The sequence below is a fragment of the Pseudomonas sp. GW821-FHT02H06 genome (assembly GCF_059421525.1).
Window position 1 is genome coordinate 1 of record NZ_JBWKVD010000003.1, and the last position, 17,015, is coordinate 17,015.

General features: G+C 60.5%; 15 protein-coding genes. 4 read left to right on the forward strand and 11 right to left on the reverse strand.

The features are described 5' to 3' along the window. Positions 1 to 424: 424 nt before the first annotated feature. The 3 genes from AC07VF_RS05945 to lgt all read right to left on the reverse strand — a co-directional run bounded on the left by AC07VF_RS05945 (position 425) and on the right by lgt (position 3,770). A complete protein-coding gene (locus AC07VF_RS05945) occupies positions 425 to 1,873 on the reverse strand; it encodes a catalase (RefSeq protein WP_192171254.1) in 1,449 nt (482 codons plus the stop codon). Between the two features lie 183 nt (positions 1,874 to 2,056). Beyond that, complete coding sequence (locus AC07VF_RS05950) at positions 2,057 to 2,890, reverse strand: thymidylate synthase (RefSeq protein ID WP_495008450.1); 834 nt, start codon at positions 2,888 to 2,890, stop codon at positions 2,057 to 2,059. Positions 2,891 to 2,963: 73 nt separating this feature from the next. Beyond that, positions 2,964 to 3,770: a prolipoprotein diacylglyceryl transferase gene (gene lgt / locus AC07VF_RS05955; RefSeq protein ID WP_495008449.1), complete on the reverse strand. Its 807-nt coding sequence runs from the start codon at positions 3,768 to 3,770 to the stop codon at positions 2,964 to 2,966. 266 nt (positions 3,771 to 4,036) lie between these two features. Between lgt and AC07VF_RS05960 the strand changes: the two genes are divergently transcribed. Further along, entirely contained in the window at positions 4,037 to 4,783 is a 747-nt protein-coding gene (locus AC07VF_RS05960) for an NRDE family protein (protein ID WP_495008448.1), read from the forward strand. Positions 4,784 to 4,838: 55 nt separating this feature from the next. Here the strand turns inward: AC07VF_RS05960 and ptsP are convergent, their stop codons facing one another. Both ptsP and AC07VF_RS05970 read right to left on the reverse strand, forming a co-directional pair. Continuing rightward, the gene (ptsP, locus tag AC07VF_RS05965) at positions 4,839 to 7,118 is read right to left on the reverse strand and encodes a phosphoenolpyruvate--protein phosphotransferase (protein ID WP_122533979.1); all 2,280 of its coding nucleotides are present in this window, start codon (positions 7,116 to 7,118) and stop codon (positions 4,839 to 4,841) included. A 21-nt stretch (positions 7,119 to 7,139) separates the two neighbouring features. Then, positions 7,140 to 7,619, reverse strand: coding sequence for an RNA pyrophosphohydrolase (locus AC07VF_RS05970; protein ID WP_062379340.1), 480 nt, complete (start codon positions 7,617 to 7,619; stop codon positions 7,140 to 7,142). Positions 7,620 to 7,785: 166 nt separating this feature from the next. On the opposite strand from AC07VF_RS05970, the gene AC07VF_RS05975 reads away from it, so the two are divergent. Further along, entirely contained in the window at positions 7,786 to 8,442 is a 657-nt protein-coding gene (locus AC07VF_RS05975; RefSeq protein WP_495008447.1) for a histidinol-phosphatase, read from the forward strand. Between the two features lie 81 nt (positions 8,443 to 8,523). Here the strand turns inward: AC07VF_RS05975 and AC07VF_RS05980 are convergent, their stop codons facing one another. Both AC07VF_RS05980 and ilvA read right to left on the reverse strand, forming a co-directional pair. Then, entirely contained in the window at positions 8,524 to 8,952 is a 429-nt protein-coding gene (locus AC07VF_RS05980) for a DUF2269 family protein (protein WP_495008446.1), read from the reverse strand. Positions 8,953 to 9,014: 62 nt separating this feature from the next. Next, entirely contained in the window at positions 9,015 to 10,529 is a 1,515-nt protein-coding gene (ilvA, locus tag AC07VF_RS05985; protein WP_495008445.1) for a threonine ammonia-lyase, biosynthetic, read from the reverse strand. Between the two features lie 154 nt (positions 10,530 to 10,683). On the opposite strand from ilvA, the gene rpiA reads away from it, so the two are divergent. Next, complete coding sequence (rpiA, locus tag AC07VF_RS05990) at positions 10,684 to 11,355, forward strand: ribose-5-phosphate isomerase RpiA (RefSeq protein ID WP_495008444.1); 672 nt, start codon at positions 10,684 to 10,686, stop codon at positions 11,353 to 11,355. Between the two features lie 206 nt (positions 11,356 to 11,561). Here the strand turns inward: rpiA and AC07VF_RS05995 are convergent, their stop codons facing one another. The 4 genes from AC07VF_RS05995 to AC07VF_RS06010 form a co-directional block, all read right to left on the reverse strand. Continuing rightward, complete coding sequence (locus AC07VF_RS05995; RefSeq protein ID WP_192171261.1) at positions 11,562 to 12,473, reverse strand: SdiA-regulated domain-containing protein; 912 nt, start codon at positions 12,471 to 12,473, stop codon at positions 11,562 to 11,564. A gap of 139 nt (positions 12,474 to 12,612) precedes the next feature. After that, positions 12,613 to 13,512 (reverse strand): SdiA-regulated domain-containing protein, encoded by a 900-nt coding sequence (locus tag AC07VF_RS06000; RefSeq protein ID WP_346627993.1) that lies wholly within the window; start codon positions 13,510 to 13,512, stop codon positions 12,613 to 12,615. Then, complete coding sequence (locus tag AC07VF_RS06005) at positions 13,509 to 14,177, reverse strand: fumarylacetoacetate hydrolase family protein (RefSeq protein ID WP_065987348.1); 669 nt, start codon at positions 14,175 to 14,177, stop codon at positions 13,509 to 13,511. Before AC07VF_RS06005 ends, AC07VF_RS06000 begins: the two co-directional genes overlap by 4 nt. Before the next feature lie 36 nt (positions 14,178 to 14,213). Beyond that, on the reverse strand, positions 14,214 to 15,608 hold the full coding sequence (locus AC07VF_RS06010) for an FAD-binding oxidoreductase (protein ID WP_192171480.1): 1,395 nt from the start codon (positions 15,606 to 15,608) through the stop codon (positions 14,214 to 14,216). A gap of 170 nt (positions 15,609 to 15,778) precedes the next feature. Between AC07VF_RS06010 and serA the strand changes: the two genes are divergently transcribed. After that, positions 15,779 to 17,008, forward strand: a complete 1,230-nt coding sequence (gene serA, locus AC07VF_RS06015; RefSeq protein WP_495008443.1) for a phosphoglycerate dehydrogenase — start codon at positions 15,779 to 15,781, stop codon at positions 17,006 to 17,008. Positions 17,009 to 17,015 lie beyond the last annotated feature (7 nt).

Sequence of the window (17,015 nt, forward strand, 5' to 3'; positions counted from 1 at the left end):
GCTTTCTGGTCATGTAGAACTCCTCGATAAATGTATTTTCCACTTATCGAGGTGTCCGGGGAAATTAGACCACTGCAAGTCTGCGCATCATCACTTTTGCGGTGAGGCATCCGACGCCTTCCCGGCTAAAGCCGGTCCTACAAGTCGGCGTTTCAGCCAGTCCCACTGAATGCACGCGAATGCTTTAGTGGGACCGGCCTTAGCCGGAAAGAGGCCATTGGGGGCAACATCACTTTCGCGGTGTGGCATCCGACGCCTTCCCGGCTAAAGCCGGTCCTACAAGTCGGCGTTCCAGCCGGTCCCGTTGAGTGCACGCGAATGCTTTAGTGGGACCGGCTTTAGCCGGGAAGAGGCCATTGGGGGCAACATCGCTTTCGCGGTGTGGCATCCGACGCTTTCCCGGCTAAAGCCGGTCCCACAGGGATCAAGCGTTGTGAATACGCTCAACCGCCGCGGCGACCCCAATCCCGTACTCGGGATCAGCCATCGAGCAATGCTCGATGTGCAGCTGGATGATCGGTGCCGACACGCCGCGCAGCGAGCGTGCGGTGTTGTCGAACAACGACTGTTTCTCCCGTGCGTTCATCAGACGGAACAGATTGCCTGGCTGCGAGTAGTAGTCGCCATCCACGCGGTGGTTCCAGTGAGCGGCGGCGCCTTCGATCGACAACGGCGGCTCTCTGAAATCCGGCTGCTCCTGAAACGCACCCTTGGTGTTGGGCTCATAAGAAGTCATGCCGCCACGATTACCGTCAATGCGCATCAAGCCGTCGCGGTGGTAGCTGTTCACGTGCAGCGCCGCCCGTGGCGAATTCACCGGGATCTGGTGGTGGTTGACGCTCAAGCGGTAGCGCTGGGCATCGCCGTAGGAAAACAGCCGACCCTGCAGCATTTTGTCCGGCGAGAAGCTGATGCCAGGCACCACGTTGGAAGGCGCAAATGCCGCCTGCTCGACGTCAGCGAAGTTGTTCTCCGGGTTACGGTTCAGCTCGACCACGCCCACTTCGATCAGCGGGTAATCGCCCTTCGGCCAGACCTTGGTCAGGTCGAACGGGTTGATAGGGTACGAGCCTGCCTCCTTCTCCGGCATGATCTGCACGAACAGCTTCCAGCGCGGGAAGTTGCCCTGCTCGATATTTTCGTACAGGTCACGGTGATGGGACTCACGGTCACGGCCGACCAGTTCCTGCGCTTCGGCGTCGGTCAGGTTGGCGATGCCTTGTTGCGAGACGAAGTGGAATTTCACCCAGAACCGCTCGTGTTGCGCGTTGAGGAAGCTGTAGGTGTGGCTGCCGAAACCGTGCATCTCGCGATAGCTGCGGGGAATGCCGCGCTCGCTCATCACGACAGTCACTTGGTGCAGCGCTTCCGGCAGTTGAGTCCAGAAATCCCAGTTGTTCTCGGCACTGCGCATGCCGGTGCGTGGGTCGCGTTTGACAGCGTGATTCAGGTCGGGAAACTTCATCGGGTCGCGCAGGAAGAACACCGGCGTGTTGTTGCCGACCATGTCCCAGTTGCCTTCCTCGGTATAGAACTTGAACGCGAAACCGCGAATGTCGCGCTCGGCATCGGCGGCACCACGCTCACCGGCAACGGTGGAGAAACGGGCGAACATTTCAGTGGACTTGCCGATCTCAGAGAAGATTTTTGCACGGGTGTAGCGAGTGATGTCGTGGGTGACGGTGAAGGTGCCAAAGGCGCCGGAACCCTTGGCGTGCATGCGACGCTCGGGGATGACTTCACGATCGAAATGGGCGAGCTTCTCGAGGAACCAGACATCCTGCAGCAGCGCGGGGCCGTGAGGGCCGGCGGTCTGGATATTCTGGTTATCGACTACAGGGGCGCCGAAAGCGGTCGTCAGTTTGTTGCTCATGCGTGTTTCTCCACCAAGGATACTGGCGGGCGACCTCTGTTAAGGCCGCCCTGTGTCTGTCCGATGGGGAGAACGATAGGGAAATCGACGCGTTTAAGCTCATTGTCACTGCGCACTGGGCGGATAGGGGATTTCAATCGATTGCCGATTGATCAATAGCCTCCGCTCATGAGCGCAGCAGGATTACACCGCTACCGGCGCCTTGATGCTCGGATCCGCGTCATAACCCACGATCTCGAAGTCTTCGAAGCGATAGTCGTAGATGCTCCCCGGGCGGCGCTTGATGTTCAGCTGCGGCAACTGTCGAGGCGTGCGGGTCAGCTGCGTCGCGATCTGCTCTTCGTGGTTGGAGTAAGCGTGGGTGTCGCCCAGACTAACGATGATCTCGTGGGGGATCAGGTCGCATTGCTGAGCCAGCATGTGGGTCAGCAGCGCCAGCGCGGCGATGTTGTACGGCAGGCCGAGGAAGACGTCGGAACTGCGAATATACAACTGCATCGACAGCTTGCCGTCGGCCACGAAGGCCTGGTACAGCAAATGGCACACCGCAAGCGCCTGGCGCCCGGCCTTGACGTTCTCCTGCGGCGACAGCTTCTCGTCCGGCAGGTATTCGGTATTCCAGCCATGGAACAGGATGCGGCGGCTGTTCGGGTTGTTCTTCAGGCAGTCGACCATGTAGTCGATCTGGTTGATCTTGCCGCCATCCTTGGTCGGCCAGCCAGTCCACTGCGCGCCGTATACCGGGCCTAGGTCGCCGTCTTCAGTGGCCCACTCGTCCCAGATGGTCACGCCGTTCTCGTTGAGCCATTTGGTGTTGGTGTTGCCGCTGAGCATCCAGATCAGCTCGTTGGCGATGCTCTTGAAGTGCAGCTTTTTGGTGGTCAGCAGCGGGAAGCCATCGGCCAGGTTGTGGCGAATCTGCCGACCGAACACGGCAGTGGTGCCGGTCCCGGTGCGGTCGCCCTTGCGGGTTCCGTTGTTGATGACGTCCTGCAGCAGTTCAAGGTATTGCTTCATGACCAGAGGCCCTCTGTTTCGGTGAATCCGCCGAACCCTTCGGGCCCGGCGTTCAGCAAATGTACCCGGCGCGTCACGCCGCAGCGTTGTTGGCAGCGGGCGCGCGGTGGTAGGCAAGCCAGATCAGCACCAGGCCGCCGATGATCATCGGCAGGCTGAGGATCTGCCCCATGGTGAGCCAGCCCCAGGCCAGATAACCCAGTTGGGCGTCCGGTACGCGAACGAACTCCACCACGAAGCGGAAGATGCCGTAGAACAGCGCGAACATGCCGGAAACGGCCATGGTCGGACGCGGCTTGCGGGAGTAGAAATAAAGAATGACGAACAGGGCCACGCCTTCCAGCGCGAACTGGTAGAGCTGTGACGGGTGGCGCGGCAGTTGCGCAGGGTCGGTGGGAAACACCATGGCCCAGGCCAGATCAGTCGGCTTGCCCCACAGCTCGGCGTTGATGAAGTTGCCGATGCGCCCGGCACCCAGACCAATCGGCACCATGGGGGCGATGAAGTCCATGAGCTGGAAGAATGACTTGCCGTTGCGCTTGCCGAACCAGTACGTCGCGATCATCACGCCGATGAAGCCACCGTGAAACGCCATGCCGCCCTTCCACACCTCAAAAATCAGCAGCGGGTTGGCGATGTAGTTGGGCAGGTCGTAGAACAGCACGTAGCCGAGACGGCCACCGACGATGACGCCCATGGCGACCCAGAAAATCATGTCCGAGAGCTTTTCTTTGGTCCACGTCGGGTCAAAGCGATTCAAGCGACGGGATGCCAGGTACCAGGCACTGCCAATACCGACCAGGTACATCAGGCCATACCAGTGAATTTGCAGCGGACCGATGGCCACGGCTACCGGGTCAATCTGCGGGTAAGGCAGCATTGCGACTCCTTGAAATAGAAGCGCTCATTGAGCGACGAAGCAGAACTATGCGGCGGCGGTAGCAGGTAGTGCCACCCAATAATGATGAAATCTGATGCAAGAGCGACCGCGATGAAAGTCTCGCACGCCGACGATGTCGCCACGCATGGCGCGGACATCTCTCAAAAACAGTGCGGCATGTTACCGGACCGCGCCAATCCGCTCTAGCAGCGTGCGATGGATGTCGGCGTGCGGGGTGGGTAAAGTGGCGCAAAAAGGAGTCATCCATGTGCCTTATCGTCTTCGCCTGGCGGCCATCTCACGCTCAGCCGCTGATTCTGGCGGCCAATCGTGACGAGTTCTACGCCCGCCCTACTCTGCCGCTGGCGCAGTGGGAAGACGCGCCGCAGGTCTACGCCGGGCGCGATCTTGAAGCGGGCGGGACATGGCTGGGGATCAATGCTGACGGACGCTTTGCCGCTCTGACCAATATCCGCGAGCCGGGCAAACCGTCTGGCCGCCGTTCGCGGGGCGACTTGGTTGCTCGTTTTTTGACCAGCGATGTCTCCATGGATGAGTATTTGAGTGAGATCGCGACGCGGTCGTCTGAGTACGGTGGGTTCAACCTGCTGGTGGGTGATCGTCAGCAATTGCACTTTCTCAACGCGAACGATCCGGTACCCCGCCGTCTGGAAGCGGGCGTTTACGGGGTGTCCAACGCAGGGATCGATACGCCGTGGCCGAAACTGGTGAAAGCCAAAGCGGCGCTGTCTGAACATTTGGAGAATCCAGAGCCTGAAGCGCTGTTTGGCTTTCTCATCGATCATGCGCCTGCGCCAGAGGCTGAACTGCCGAGCACCGGCGTAGGCCTTGCGACGGAAAAGTTATTGTCGAGCGTGTTCATTGCCAGCCCCAATTACGGCACGCGGGCGAGCACGGTGTTACTGGTCAATGCGGACGGCAGCCGGCGCCTGATCGAGCGCAGCTTCGGGCCGTATGGCGGGAGATTGGGTGAGGTGGACCTGGAGATTTGACTCCACCTCTTCCCGGCTGAAGCCGGTCCCACTAAGAGCAGCGCAGCGCCAGCCGTCAATGCCCCTTCACAGACCCCGGATTGATCATCCGCGACAGGCCCAGATTTCTCAGCGCCAGCTGCAACGAGCTGCTGATCACTTGCGGGTTGTCGTTCTTCATCAGCTGGGCCAGCAGGTCCTTGGCCATGCTCAGGTTGATCTGACGCAGCATCCACTTCACTTTTGGCAGGTTGGTGGCGTTCATCGACAGGCTGTCGAAGCCCATCGCCATCAGCAGCACCGCCGCCGCAGGATCACCGGCCATTTCGCCGCAGATGCTCACCGGCTTGCCTTCGGCATGGGCATCGCGCACCACGCTCTGCAAGGCCTGGAGCACAGCCGGGTGCAGATAGTCGTACAAATCCGCCACCCGCGGGTTGTTACGGTCGACCGCCAGCAGATACTGGGTCAGGTCGTTGGAACCGACAGACAGGAAATCCACTTGACGCGCCAGCTCTCGGGTCTGATAGACCGCCGCCGGGACTTCGATCATCACGCCCACCGGCGGCATCGGGACGTCGGTGCCTTCATCGCGGACTTCGCCCCACGCCCGGTGGATCAGGTGCAGCGCCTCTTCGGTTTCGTGGGTGCCGGAAATCATCGGCAGCAGAATCCGCAGGTTGTTCAGGCCTTCACTGGCCTTGAGCATGGCGCGGGTCTGCACCAGGAAGATTTCAGGATGATCCAGCGTGACGCGAATGCCACGCCAGCCGAGGAACGGGTTGTCTTCCTTGATCGGGAAATACGACAGCGACTTGTCACCGCCGATGTCCAGCGTTCGCATCGTCACCGGTAGCGGATGGAAAGCCGCCAGTTGCTCACGGTAGATGGCGAGCTGTTCCTTCTCGCTCGGGAACCGCTGCTGAATCATGAACGGCACTTCGGTGCGGTACAGGCCAACGCCTTCCGCGCCTCGCTGTTGCGCGCGGGCCACGTCTGCCAGTAGACCGGTGTTAACCCACAGCGGCATGCGGTGGCCGTCGAGGGTCACGCAGGGCAATTCACGCAGCGCGTCGAGGCCTTGAGAAAGCTGACGCTCCTCTTCGACGACGACGGAGTACTGCTTGATCAGGATCTCGGACGGGTTGGTGAAGACCTCGCCGTGGTAGCCGTCGACGATCAGCTGGATGCCGTCGACTTTCGAGTACGGCAGGTCCACCACGCCCATGACCGTGGGAATGCCCATGGCCCGGGCCAGAATCGCGACGTGGGAGTTACCCGAGCCGAGTACCGAAATCAGACCCACCAACTTGCCTTCCGGCACCTCGCCGAGCATGGCGGGCGACAGCTCTTCGCTGACCAGAATGGTGTTGTCGGGGTAGACCAGGGTTTGTTGACGCGCTTCCTGAAGGTAGGCGAGCAGGCGGCGACCGAGGTCTTTGACGTCCGATGCGCGCTCACGCAGATAAGCGTCATCCATCAGCTCGAAGCGTTTGACGTGCTCGTTGACCACCGAGCGTAAGGCGCCCTGGGCCCACTGGCCGGTCTTGATGACGTTGGTGACTTCACTGCCCAGCGACGCATCGTCGAGCATCATCAGGTACACATCGAACAACGCGCGCTCTTCAGGACGCAATTGCGTCGCCAACTTCGCCGAAAGGGTACGCATGTCGTTGCGTACACCTTCAAGCGCAGTCTGGAACAGTTTGAGTTCAGCAGTGATATCAGAGACGGTTTTGTCCGGCACGACTTCGAGGTCAGCCGGCGGCAACATGACCAGCGCAGTACCGACCGCAGCGCCCGGCGAACCCGGCACACCGACGAATCGGGCTTCCTGAATGCCCTTGCCCTGCCGGCCCAGCCCGCGGATGGAGCCGGTAGCCTCCGCATGGGCGATGACGCCTGCGAGTTGCGCGCTCATCGTCACGAGGAAGGCTTCTTCGCCCTCGTCGAACTGGCGGCGCTCCTTTTGCTGGATGACCAGAACGCCCACAACCCGGCGGTGGTGGATGATCGGCGCGCCGAGGAACGACGCATAACGCTCTTCGCCGGTTTCAGCAAAGTAACGATAGCGAGGGTGATCGGCAGCATTTTCGAGGTTCAGCGGTTCCTCACGCGTACCGACCAGACCCACGAGGCCCTCGTTCGGGGCCATGCTCACCTTGCCGATCGAGCGCTTATTCAGGCCTTCGGTGGCCATCAGCACGAAGCGGTTCGCTTCAGGATCGAGCAAATAGACCGAGCAGACCTGGCTGCTCATGGCCTCTTTGACGCGTAACACAATAATGCCCAACGCCGCCTTGAGATCCTTGGCGGAGTTAACTTCCTGGACGATCTTGCGCAGCGTATTGAGCATGGCTCGGGGTCGAACTCCGTGTCAGTCGCGCGCCAACAGGCGCGGGGCAAGCTCTTTGAGTGCGCGGCGATATACCTCGCGCTTGAATGTCACCACCTGGCCCAACGGGTACCAATAACTGACCCAACGCCAGCCATCGAACTCCGGTTTGCCGGTCAAATCCATCCGCACCCGCTGCTCATTGGAGATCAGGCGCAGGAGAAACCATTTTTGCTTCTGGCCGATGCACAGCGGCTGGCTGTGGGTACGGACCAATCGTTGCGGCAGACGATAGCGCAACCAACCCCGGGTGCAGGCAAGAATTTCAACATCATGCCGTTCCAGCCCGACTTCTTCATTCAATTCACGGTAAAGCGCGTCTTCCGGGGTCTCCTGAGGGTTGATACCCCCCTGCGGAAACTGCCAGGCGTCTTGATTGATGCGCCGAGCCCATAAGACCTGGCCAGCATCATTTGTCAGAATTATCCCGACATTAGGGCGAAAACCATCGGGGTCGATCACGGCTACAACCTCGCAAACGCATGTCGCCGCATTGTTCCACAAAGATCGTGAAGGCAGCAACGAGGCTGGGACAGCTTATCGTGACAACTGCATTAATAGATGCGATCTCTCGGGCAAACCTCGTATTCTTGTGCTCTTTTTTCTGATAATTCAGCGAGTAAAGCCCATGCGCCTGGCCCTGTTCGACCTCGACAACACCCTTCTCGGCGGCGACAGCGATCACGCCTGGGGCGATTACCTGTGCGAACGCGGCATCCTGGACGGCGCTGCCTATAAGGCACGCAACGATGCTTTCTATCAGGACTATCTGGCCGGCACCCTGAACCTGACCGACTACCTGAACTTCAGCCTGGAGATTCTGGGCCGCACTGAAATGGCGCAGCTCGACGAATGGCACCGGGAATTCATGCGCGACTGCATCGAGCCGCTGATCCTGCCAAAGGCCATGGCCCTCATCGCCAAACACCGCGAAGCCGGCGACAAGCTGGTGGTGATCACGGCGACCAACCGTTTCGTCACCGCGCCGATCGTGGCCCGACTGGGCATCGACACCTTGCTGGCGACCGAATGCGAGATCGTCGACGGCCGCTACACCGGGCGCACCACTGACGTGCCGTGCTTCCGCGAGGGCAAAGTGACCCGCCTGAATCGCTGGATCGAAGAGAATGGCTTCAATCTCGATGACAGCTGGTTCTACAGCGATTCGATGAACGATTTGCCTTTGCTGGAGCAGGTGGCTAATCCGGTCGCAGTCGATCCTGATGAAAAGCTGCGCGCCGAGGCCACCCGTCGCGGCTGGCCGGCGATTTCACTGCGCGATTGAAAGCCTTCGCAAACAAGCTCGCTCCCACCGGTCTTTATCGGCAGGAACACCTGCCGTAGCGTCAATTTGGATGACTGAGGTTTAGACCGGTTTGGCGCCCATGAGACCGGCAATCGCCACGAAGCAGACGACGCTGAAGATGGCCAGCGCCAGGGTGAAGCGGGAATTACCCACGATGACTGGCCGGCGCAGGCGATTGACTCGCACCGCCAGCCAGGCCCAGCTCAAGGCGCCGAAGAGATACAGCACACTCGCCGCCAGCAGCCAGGTCTGTCCCAGCGGCCAGCCGGCGTAGTGGACAAGCCACCAGCCGCTGATTGGCAGGGTCAGTAAACACACGCCCATCAGCACCCAGGCAAATGCCCATGGTCGTTGCATGGCGCGGTTCTGCACCGTCGCATCGCCGGCCCGACGGCCGCGCACGATCCACACGATCAACCCCAGCGCGCAGAAGAACAGCAGCACCGTGCTGACGACGTGCAGGATTTTCAGTGCAGCGAAGTGTTCCATGTGTTCGTGTCCCTGTGTATGGCTGTGTTTGAAGCGTAGCAGCGGGTCGCATGCCGCTGCCGTTATCCCAAAAACAGCTTGTAAGCCGGGTTCTTGGTCTCGTCCCAATACGGATACCCAATCTCCGCCAGCGCCTGCGGCACCAGATGCCTTTCATCCTCCGGCACCACCAACCCCGCCACCACTCGGCCATCCGCGGCGCCGTGATTGCGGTAGTGGAACATCGAAATATTCCATTTCCCGCCCAGCTTGTTCAGAAAGTTGAATAGCGCACCCGGCCGCTCGGGGAATTCAAAGCGCAGCACCACCTCATCGCTGACCCGTTCCGAATGCCCGCCGACCATGTGCCGCAGGTGCAGTTTGGCCAGTTCGTTGTCGGTCAGGTCGAGCACCGGGAAACCCTGCTCCGTCAGGCTTGCGATCAGGGCTTTGCGCGGATCGGTGTCGGGGTGGGTTTGCACACCGACGAAGATGTGCGCCTCTCGGTCGGTGTGGTAGCGGTAGTTGAATTCGGTGATCTGCCGCTTGCCAATCGCCTCGCAGAACGCCTTGAAGCTGCCCGGCTGTTCCGGAATGGTCACCGCAATGATCGCTTCACGGCCTTCGCCCAGCTCAGCGCGCTCGGCCACATGGCGCAGGCGGTCGAAGTTGACGTTGGCGCCGGAATCGATGGCGACGAAGGTCTGCCCGGTGACTTCGTATTGCTCGGTGTACTTCTTGATCCCGGCCACGCCCAGGGCGCCGGCGGGCTCGGTGATCGAGCGGGTGTCGTCGTAGATGTCCTTGATCGCCGCGCAGATTTCATCGGTGCTGACCGTGATCACTTCGTCGACGTAATCCTTGCAGATCTCGAAGGTGTACTGCCCGATCTGCGCCACCGCGACGCCATCGGCGAACAGCCCGACTTGCTGAAGCACCACGCGCTCGCCGTAGGCCATGGCCTGTTGCAGGCAATTGGAGTCATCGGGCTCGACGCCAATCACCTTGATCTCCGGGCGCAGGTATTTCACGTACGCCGCGATACCGGCAATCAACCCGCCGCCACCCACCGGGACGAAGATCGCGTCCAGCGGGCCCTGATGCTGACGCAGGATTTCCATCGCCACCGTGCCTTGCCCGGCAATGGTGTCGGGATCGTCATACGGGTGGACATAGACGTAGCCATGTTCCTCAACCAGCTTCAGCGAATACGCCAACGCTTCGGGAAACGAGTCACCGTGCAGTACGACTTTTCCGCCCCGAGAGCGCACGCCTTCGACCTTGATCTCCGGGGTGGTCTTCGGCATCACGATGGTCGCCGACACGTTCAGCGTCTTCGCCGCCAGCGCCAGGCCTTGGGCATGATTGCCCGCCGACGCCGTCACCACGCCCCGCGCCAGTTCTTCCGGACTCAACTGCGCCAGCTTGTTGTAGGCGCCGCGAATCTTGAAGGAGTACACCGGCTGCAGGTCTTCGCGCTTGAGCAGCACGTTATTGCCCAGGCGCGCAGACAGCTGGCGGGCGGCGTGCAGCGGGGTTTCCACGGCGACGTCGTAGACACGGGAATTGAGGATTTTTTTGACGTAGTGCTCGAGCATCGGGGAAGAATCGCTGGCGAAGGGGCAAGACCCGGAAGTCTACCCCTCGCCCCGGCGCACGACCATATCAAGACTCAGGCTTTGACGACGGCATGTCGTTATACTGCCGGCCCTCGGACCTATCGCTATTCCCTGTAACCGGAGCCCACCTCGCATGACCCAGGATCAACTCAAACAGGCCGTTGCCCAGGCCGCTGTCGATTTCATCCTTCCGAAACTCGACGACAAAAGCATCGTGGGCGTGGGCACCGGCTCTACCGCCAATTGCTTCATCGACGCACTGGCCCTGCACAAAGGCGCGTTCGACGGCGCAGTCGCAAGCTCCGACGCAACGGCTGCGCGCCTCAAGGGCCACGGGATTCCGGTGTATGAGCTGAACACGGTCAGCGATCTGGAGTTTTACGTCGACGGCGCCGATGAAAGCGACGAGCACCTGAACCTGATCAAAGGCGGCGGCGCAGCCCTGACCCGCGAGAAGATCGTGGCCGCCGTGGCCAAAACCTTCATCTGCATCGCTGACGCCAGCAAGTTGGTGCCGGTGTTGGGCGCATTTCCTCTGCCGGTCGAAGTGATCCCGATGGCCCGCAGCCACGTAGCCCGCGAACTGGTGAAGCTGGGCGGCGACCCGGTTTACCGCGACGGCGTGCTGACGGACAACGGCAATATCATCCTCGATGTGCACAACATGAACATCACCAATCCGGCGGAAGTGGAAGCGCAGATCAATAACATCGTCGGCGTCGTCACCAACGGCCTGTTCGCCGCGCGCCCGGCGGATTTGCTGCTGATGGGTACCCAGGAAGGCGTGAAAACCCTCAAGCGCTAATGGTTGCGGGGCAAGGCTGATCCGGTTGAAGAGGACTTCCCGACCACCGAGATAACCCTGCCGTGCTCGTCACTGTGGGAGTGAGCTTGCTCACGAAGACTGCAGTGCAGCCGCTGAAAATTCAGCGGATGTACCACCCCTTCGCGAGCAAGCTCGCTCCCACAAGTTATTCGTCGCTCGCTCGATCCTCGCCAGATCCGGCCGGATTAGCGCTTCTTGAATACATAAAACAGGTTCGGCTCGCTCACGACGTACAAGGTGCCGTCGTCCCCCATGGCGATGCCTTCGGCCTGGGGCACGCTTTTGCTCAGGCCCATGCTGCCCTTGGTCAGTGACACATTGGCGACCGGCTTGCCCTCGGTGTCCAGTTCGAGAATCTGCCGCGACTCATCCGACAGCGCCAGCAAATGCCCGCTTCGCTCATCGAATTGCAGGCTGGACAGGTCGCGCACGAACAGGCCCGCATCCCGCTGCTTGCTGGACGTCACTTCCAGGATGTTTGGGGAATGGGTTCCGGCGTCAGGAAAGCCGCGCACCTCAATAATCTGCACCGGCCGCCGCTCTTTGGCGACGAACAGCCGACGGCCCTGATTATCGTAGGCCAGGCCTTCAAAACCGTTGTTGCCGCCGGCGTCGATGCCAAGCGTCAGCTGCTCGGCATCGGCCGCGTCGAGGAATGTCGTGTCGTCATCCACGTGAACCTTGATCAGCCGCTGACTGTGCTCGTCACTGATGACGTAAATTCCGGGGCTGATGTACTCGACTGCTTCGGCGTCCCCAAACCCGGTCAGGGGAATTCGTCTGAGAATCCGCCCTTCCAGGCTCAACTCGACCAACTCGGGGTTTTTGTTGGTCACGGTGAAGAGGGTTTTGCGCTGCGGATCGAAGCTGAGGGCCGAGACGTTAGCCTTCAGGCCGTCGATGACCCGCGCCTCAATCTCGACGTCGTAAGCGTCGAGCCCCAGCGCCTGGGCGTCGCTGGACTGCCAGAACACGTACCAGTTGAACCAGAGCCGCTCGATGACCCGGTACTCGCGCGCCACGAAGAACGACGCGGTCAGTAGCAACAGGACAAGTAACGTGAGCACAACGCTCTGGAACGGGGAAACACGACGCATGCAGGGGGCTCGACTTCAGTGGGGCGGTTTTAATAGCACCGTATTCTGAAGCCAAACTGAAAGCCATGTGACCTCTCGTTTCGGCTTTTCAGAGCTCAAGCGCGAGCGGGCAGACGATCAGGCCGATACCGGCCCGGCGTCACTGCCGCTTGAAGGTGTAAAACAGGTTGGGCTCGCTGACCATGTAAATGGTGCCGTTTTCGTCCATCGCCACCCCTTCGGCGCGCGGGATGGTCTCGCTCAGGCCATTGAAGCCGTGCAGCAGGGTCATGAAGCTGACCTGATTTCCCTTGCCGTCCAGCTCCAGCAGCATATGCGACTCGGCGGACAGCACCAGCAAATGCCCGGTCTTCTGGTCCGCGTACAGGGACGACAGATTGCGCACGATCAGGTTGTCATTGATCAGCTTGCGCTTCTCGCCCTTCACCTCGCTGCTGCCATCGGCCTTCCAGCTGTACAGCGCCGGCGGACGCTCTTCGCCAAACAGGAACTGCTGATCACGCGGGTCCCAGGCGATGCCTTCGAAGGCTTTGTTCTGGTCCTTCGACGGACCGAGATCGTACTTGGGGAAGTCGGCGATGTTCAGGGTTTTGGTTTCGGGCGTGACGTGGACGATGGTCATCAGGTGCTGACGCTCATCAACGATGGCAATCTGCCCGTCGCCCAGAACGGCAACCCCCTCGGGGTTGCCCCACCCCTGAAGCGGGATCTTGCGAATGACGTCGCCGGTCAGGGTGATCTCGGAAAGAAAGGGGTTTTTGCCCATCACCGAATACAGGGTTTTGGTCGACGGGTCGTAAGACAGGTCTGAGGCCTCGTCCTTTTCCATGCCGGCCAACGGCTTGGCGTCGATGTCGACCTTGTAATCCGGCAGCCAGATGCCCGCTGCGCGCTCGGCCGGCGTGACGTTGCGCTCGCGCAGCCACAACAAACCGCGATCGTCCCAGTGCCAGGCCAGGGACAGACCGGCCAAAATCACCAGCGCTGCAACGAGCAACCACCACCAACGGAAACGCAGACGGCTTTTACGCTGTGTCATCCGCGTACGTCGCTTTCGAAGCGGCTCTGGCCGGTGAGCTCCAGCACGATCTCATCGCCAACAGTGAACGGCCCTACGCCGGCCGGCGTGCCGGTCATGATCAGGTCACCGGCCTGCAGAGAGAACTGCGAGGCCATGTGCTGGATCATCGGCACGATCGGGTTGAGCATGTGGCTGCTGTTGCCGTCCTGGCGGACTTCGCCGTTGATGGTCAGGCGGATGGCGATGTCGGTCAGATCGGGGTAAGCGTCAGCGGATACGAACGGCGCGATGACGGCCGCGCCATCGAAGGACTTGGCGATTTCCCAAGGCAGGCCTTTCTCTTTCAGCTTCGACTGCACGTCGCGCAGCGTCAGGTCCAGGCCCGGGGCGAAGCCGGAGATCGCATCGAGGACTTCTTCACGACTCGGGTTCTTGCTCAGCGGCTTGCCGATCAGCACGACGATCTCGGCTTCGTAGTGCACCGAACCCCGGTCCTGAGGAATGCTGAAGCCACCCTCGATTCCGACCACGCAGCTGCCCGGTTTGATGAACAGCAGCGGCTCGGTGGGGACCGGGTTGTCCAGCTCCTTGGCGTGCTCGGCGTAATTGCGGCCGATGCAGACGACTTTACCGAGCGGAAAGTGAACCTTGGTGCCGTCGACGTACTTGTGCTGATAGCTCATGAGCGCTCCTGAGAACTTGTTGTAATGGGGAACCGCTTACACCGCGAAAATTTTGCCAGGGTTCATGATGCCGTTCGGGTCGAACACCGCCTTGACGGCCTTCATGTATTCGATTTCCACCGGCGACCGGCTGTAGTGCAGGTAGTCACGCTTGGTCATGCCGACGCCGTGTTCCGCGGAGATCGAGCCGTTGTACTTCTGGACGATCTCGAACACCCACTTGTTCACCGTCGCGCACTTGGCGAAGAACTCGTCCTTGCTCAGGTTTTCCGGCTTGAGGATGTTCAGGTGCAGGTTGCCGTCGCCAATGTGACCGAACCAGACGATTTCGAAATCCGGGTAATGCTGCCCAACGATCGCGTCCACTTCAGCGAGAAACGCCGGGACCTTCGAAACGGTGACCGAGATGTCGTTTTTGTACGGCGTGAAGTGGGAGATGGTTTCAGAAATGTATTCGCGCAGTTTCCACAGGTTCTGCAGTTGCTGTTCGCTCTGGCTCATCACGCCATCCAGCACCCAGCCCTGCTCTACACAGTGCTCGAAAGTTTCCAGCGCGTGGTTGGCCACTTCTTCGGTGGTCGCTTCGAATTCCAGCAGCGCGTAGAACGGGCATTCGGTGTCGAACGGGGACGGCACGTCGCCGCGCGCCATGACCTTGGCCAGCGCCTTGTCCGAGAAGAACTCGAAGGCGGTGAGGTCGAGCTTGCTCTGGAACGCGTGGAGCACCGGCATGATCGCGTTGAAATCCGTGGTCCCGAGGACCATTGCGGTGAGGTTTTTCGGCGCGCGGTCCAGGCGCATGGTGGCTTCGACCACAAAGCCCAGCGTGCCTTCAGCGCCAATGAACAGCTGACGCATGTCGTAGCCGGTGGCGTTTTTGATGAGGTCTTTGTTCAGTTCGAGAAGGTCGCCCTTGCCGGTGACCACCTTGAGGCCCGCGACCCAGTTGCGGGTCATGCCGTAGCGGATCACTTTGATCCCGCCGGCGTTGGTGCCGATGTTGCCGCCGATATTGCTGGAGCCTGAAGACGCGAAGTCGACCGGGTAATACAGGCCGTTCTCTTCCGCGAGATTCTGCAGTTGCTTGGTGACAACGCCCGGCTGGCAGATGGCAGTACGATCCGTCAGGTTGAGTTCGAGCACCTGATTCATGTAATCGAAGTTGACGACCACCTCACCATTGGCGGCAACGGCGGCGGCGGACAACCCGGTGCGGCCGCCCGACGGGACCAGCGCCACCTTGCGTTCGTTGGCCCAGCGGACGATGGCCTGCACCTGTTCGGTGGTCTTGGGAAAGACGATGGCGGTGGGCGCCGGGGCGAAATGTTTGGTCCAGTCCTTGCCGTAGGCTTCGAGGGAATCGGCGTCGGTCAGGACCTTGCCGGGCTCAACCAGGGTCTTCAGCTCATCTATCAGCGCAGGATGGGTCATCAACAGAACTCTCGAACAATTCATGGTCATCCTGAGAACGGCTCACGTCCAGGAATGGGGTGTTTCGCGGGGTGCATATGCTAGCATACGCCCCCCGCCAATCGAGCTTTCGGCCGATTTGCGCGCGCTTCACTTACTGCCATTTCTCTCCGGGACACAGGTTTACGCAGATGAGCAAGACTTCCCTCGACAAGAGCAAGATCAAGTTCCTTCTTCTCGAAGGCGTCCACCAGTCCGCGGTCGACGTCCTCAAGGCCGCCGGTTACACCAGCATTGAGTACCACACCAAGTCTCTGCCGGAAGCCGAACTGAAGGAAAAGATTGCCGACGCTCATTTCATCGGTATTCGTTCCCGCACCCAACTGACTGAAGAACTGTTCGACAGCGCCAAGAAACTGGTCGCGGTCGGCTGCTTCTGCATCGGTACCAATCAGGTTGACCTGAACGCAGCCCGCGAACGCGGCATCGCTGTGTTCAACGCCCCCTACTCCAACACCCGTTCGGTGGCGGAGCTGGTGCTGGCCGAGGCCATCCTGCTGCTGCGCGGTATCCCGGAGAAGAACGCTTCCTGCCATCGCGGTGGCTGGATCAAGAGCGCGGCCAACTCGTTCGAAATTCGTGGCAAGAAGCTCGGCATCATCGGCTACGGCTCGATCGGTACTCAGTTGTCGGTCCTGGCTGAAGGCCTGGGCATGCAGGTGTACTTCTACGACACCCTGACCAAGCTGCCGCTGGGCAACGCCACTCAGGTTGCCAGCCTGAACGAGCTGCTGGGCATGGCCGACATCGTCACCCTGCACGTTCCGGAAACCAACGAAACCCAGTGGATGATCGGCGAGAAAGAAATTCGCACGATGAAGAAGGGCGCCATCCTGATCAACGCGGCGCGCGGCACGGTGGTCGAGCTCGACGCCCTGGCTGACGCGATCAAGGATCAGCACCTCATCGGCGCGGCCATCGACGTGTTCCCGGTCGAGCCACGCTCCAACGACGACGTGTTCGAAAGCCCGCTGCGCGGCCTGGACAACGTGATCCTGACCCCGCACATCGGCGGTTCGACTGCCGAGGCCCAGGCCAACATCGGTCTGGAAGTGGCAGAGAAGCTGGTCAAGTACAGCGACAACGGTACGTCGGTTTCTTCCGTCAACTTCCCGGAAGTCGCCCTGCCGGCTCACCCTGGCAAGCACCGCCTGCTGCACATCCACGAGAACATCCCGGGCGTGCTGATGGAGATCAACAAGGTCTTCGCCGAAAACGGCATCAACATCTCGGGTCAGTTCCTGCAAACCAACGAGAAAGTCGGTTACGTGGTGATCGATGTCGACGCCGAGTACTCCGATCTGGCGCAAGAGAAACTGCAGCACATCAAAGGCACCATTCGTAGCCGTGTTCTGTTCTAAAGCGGTG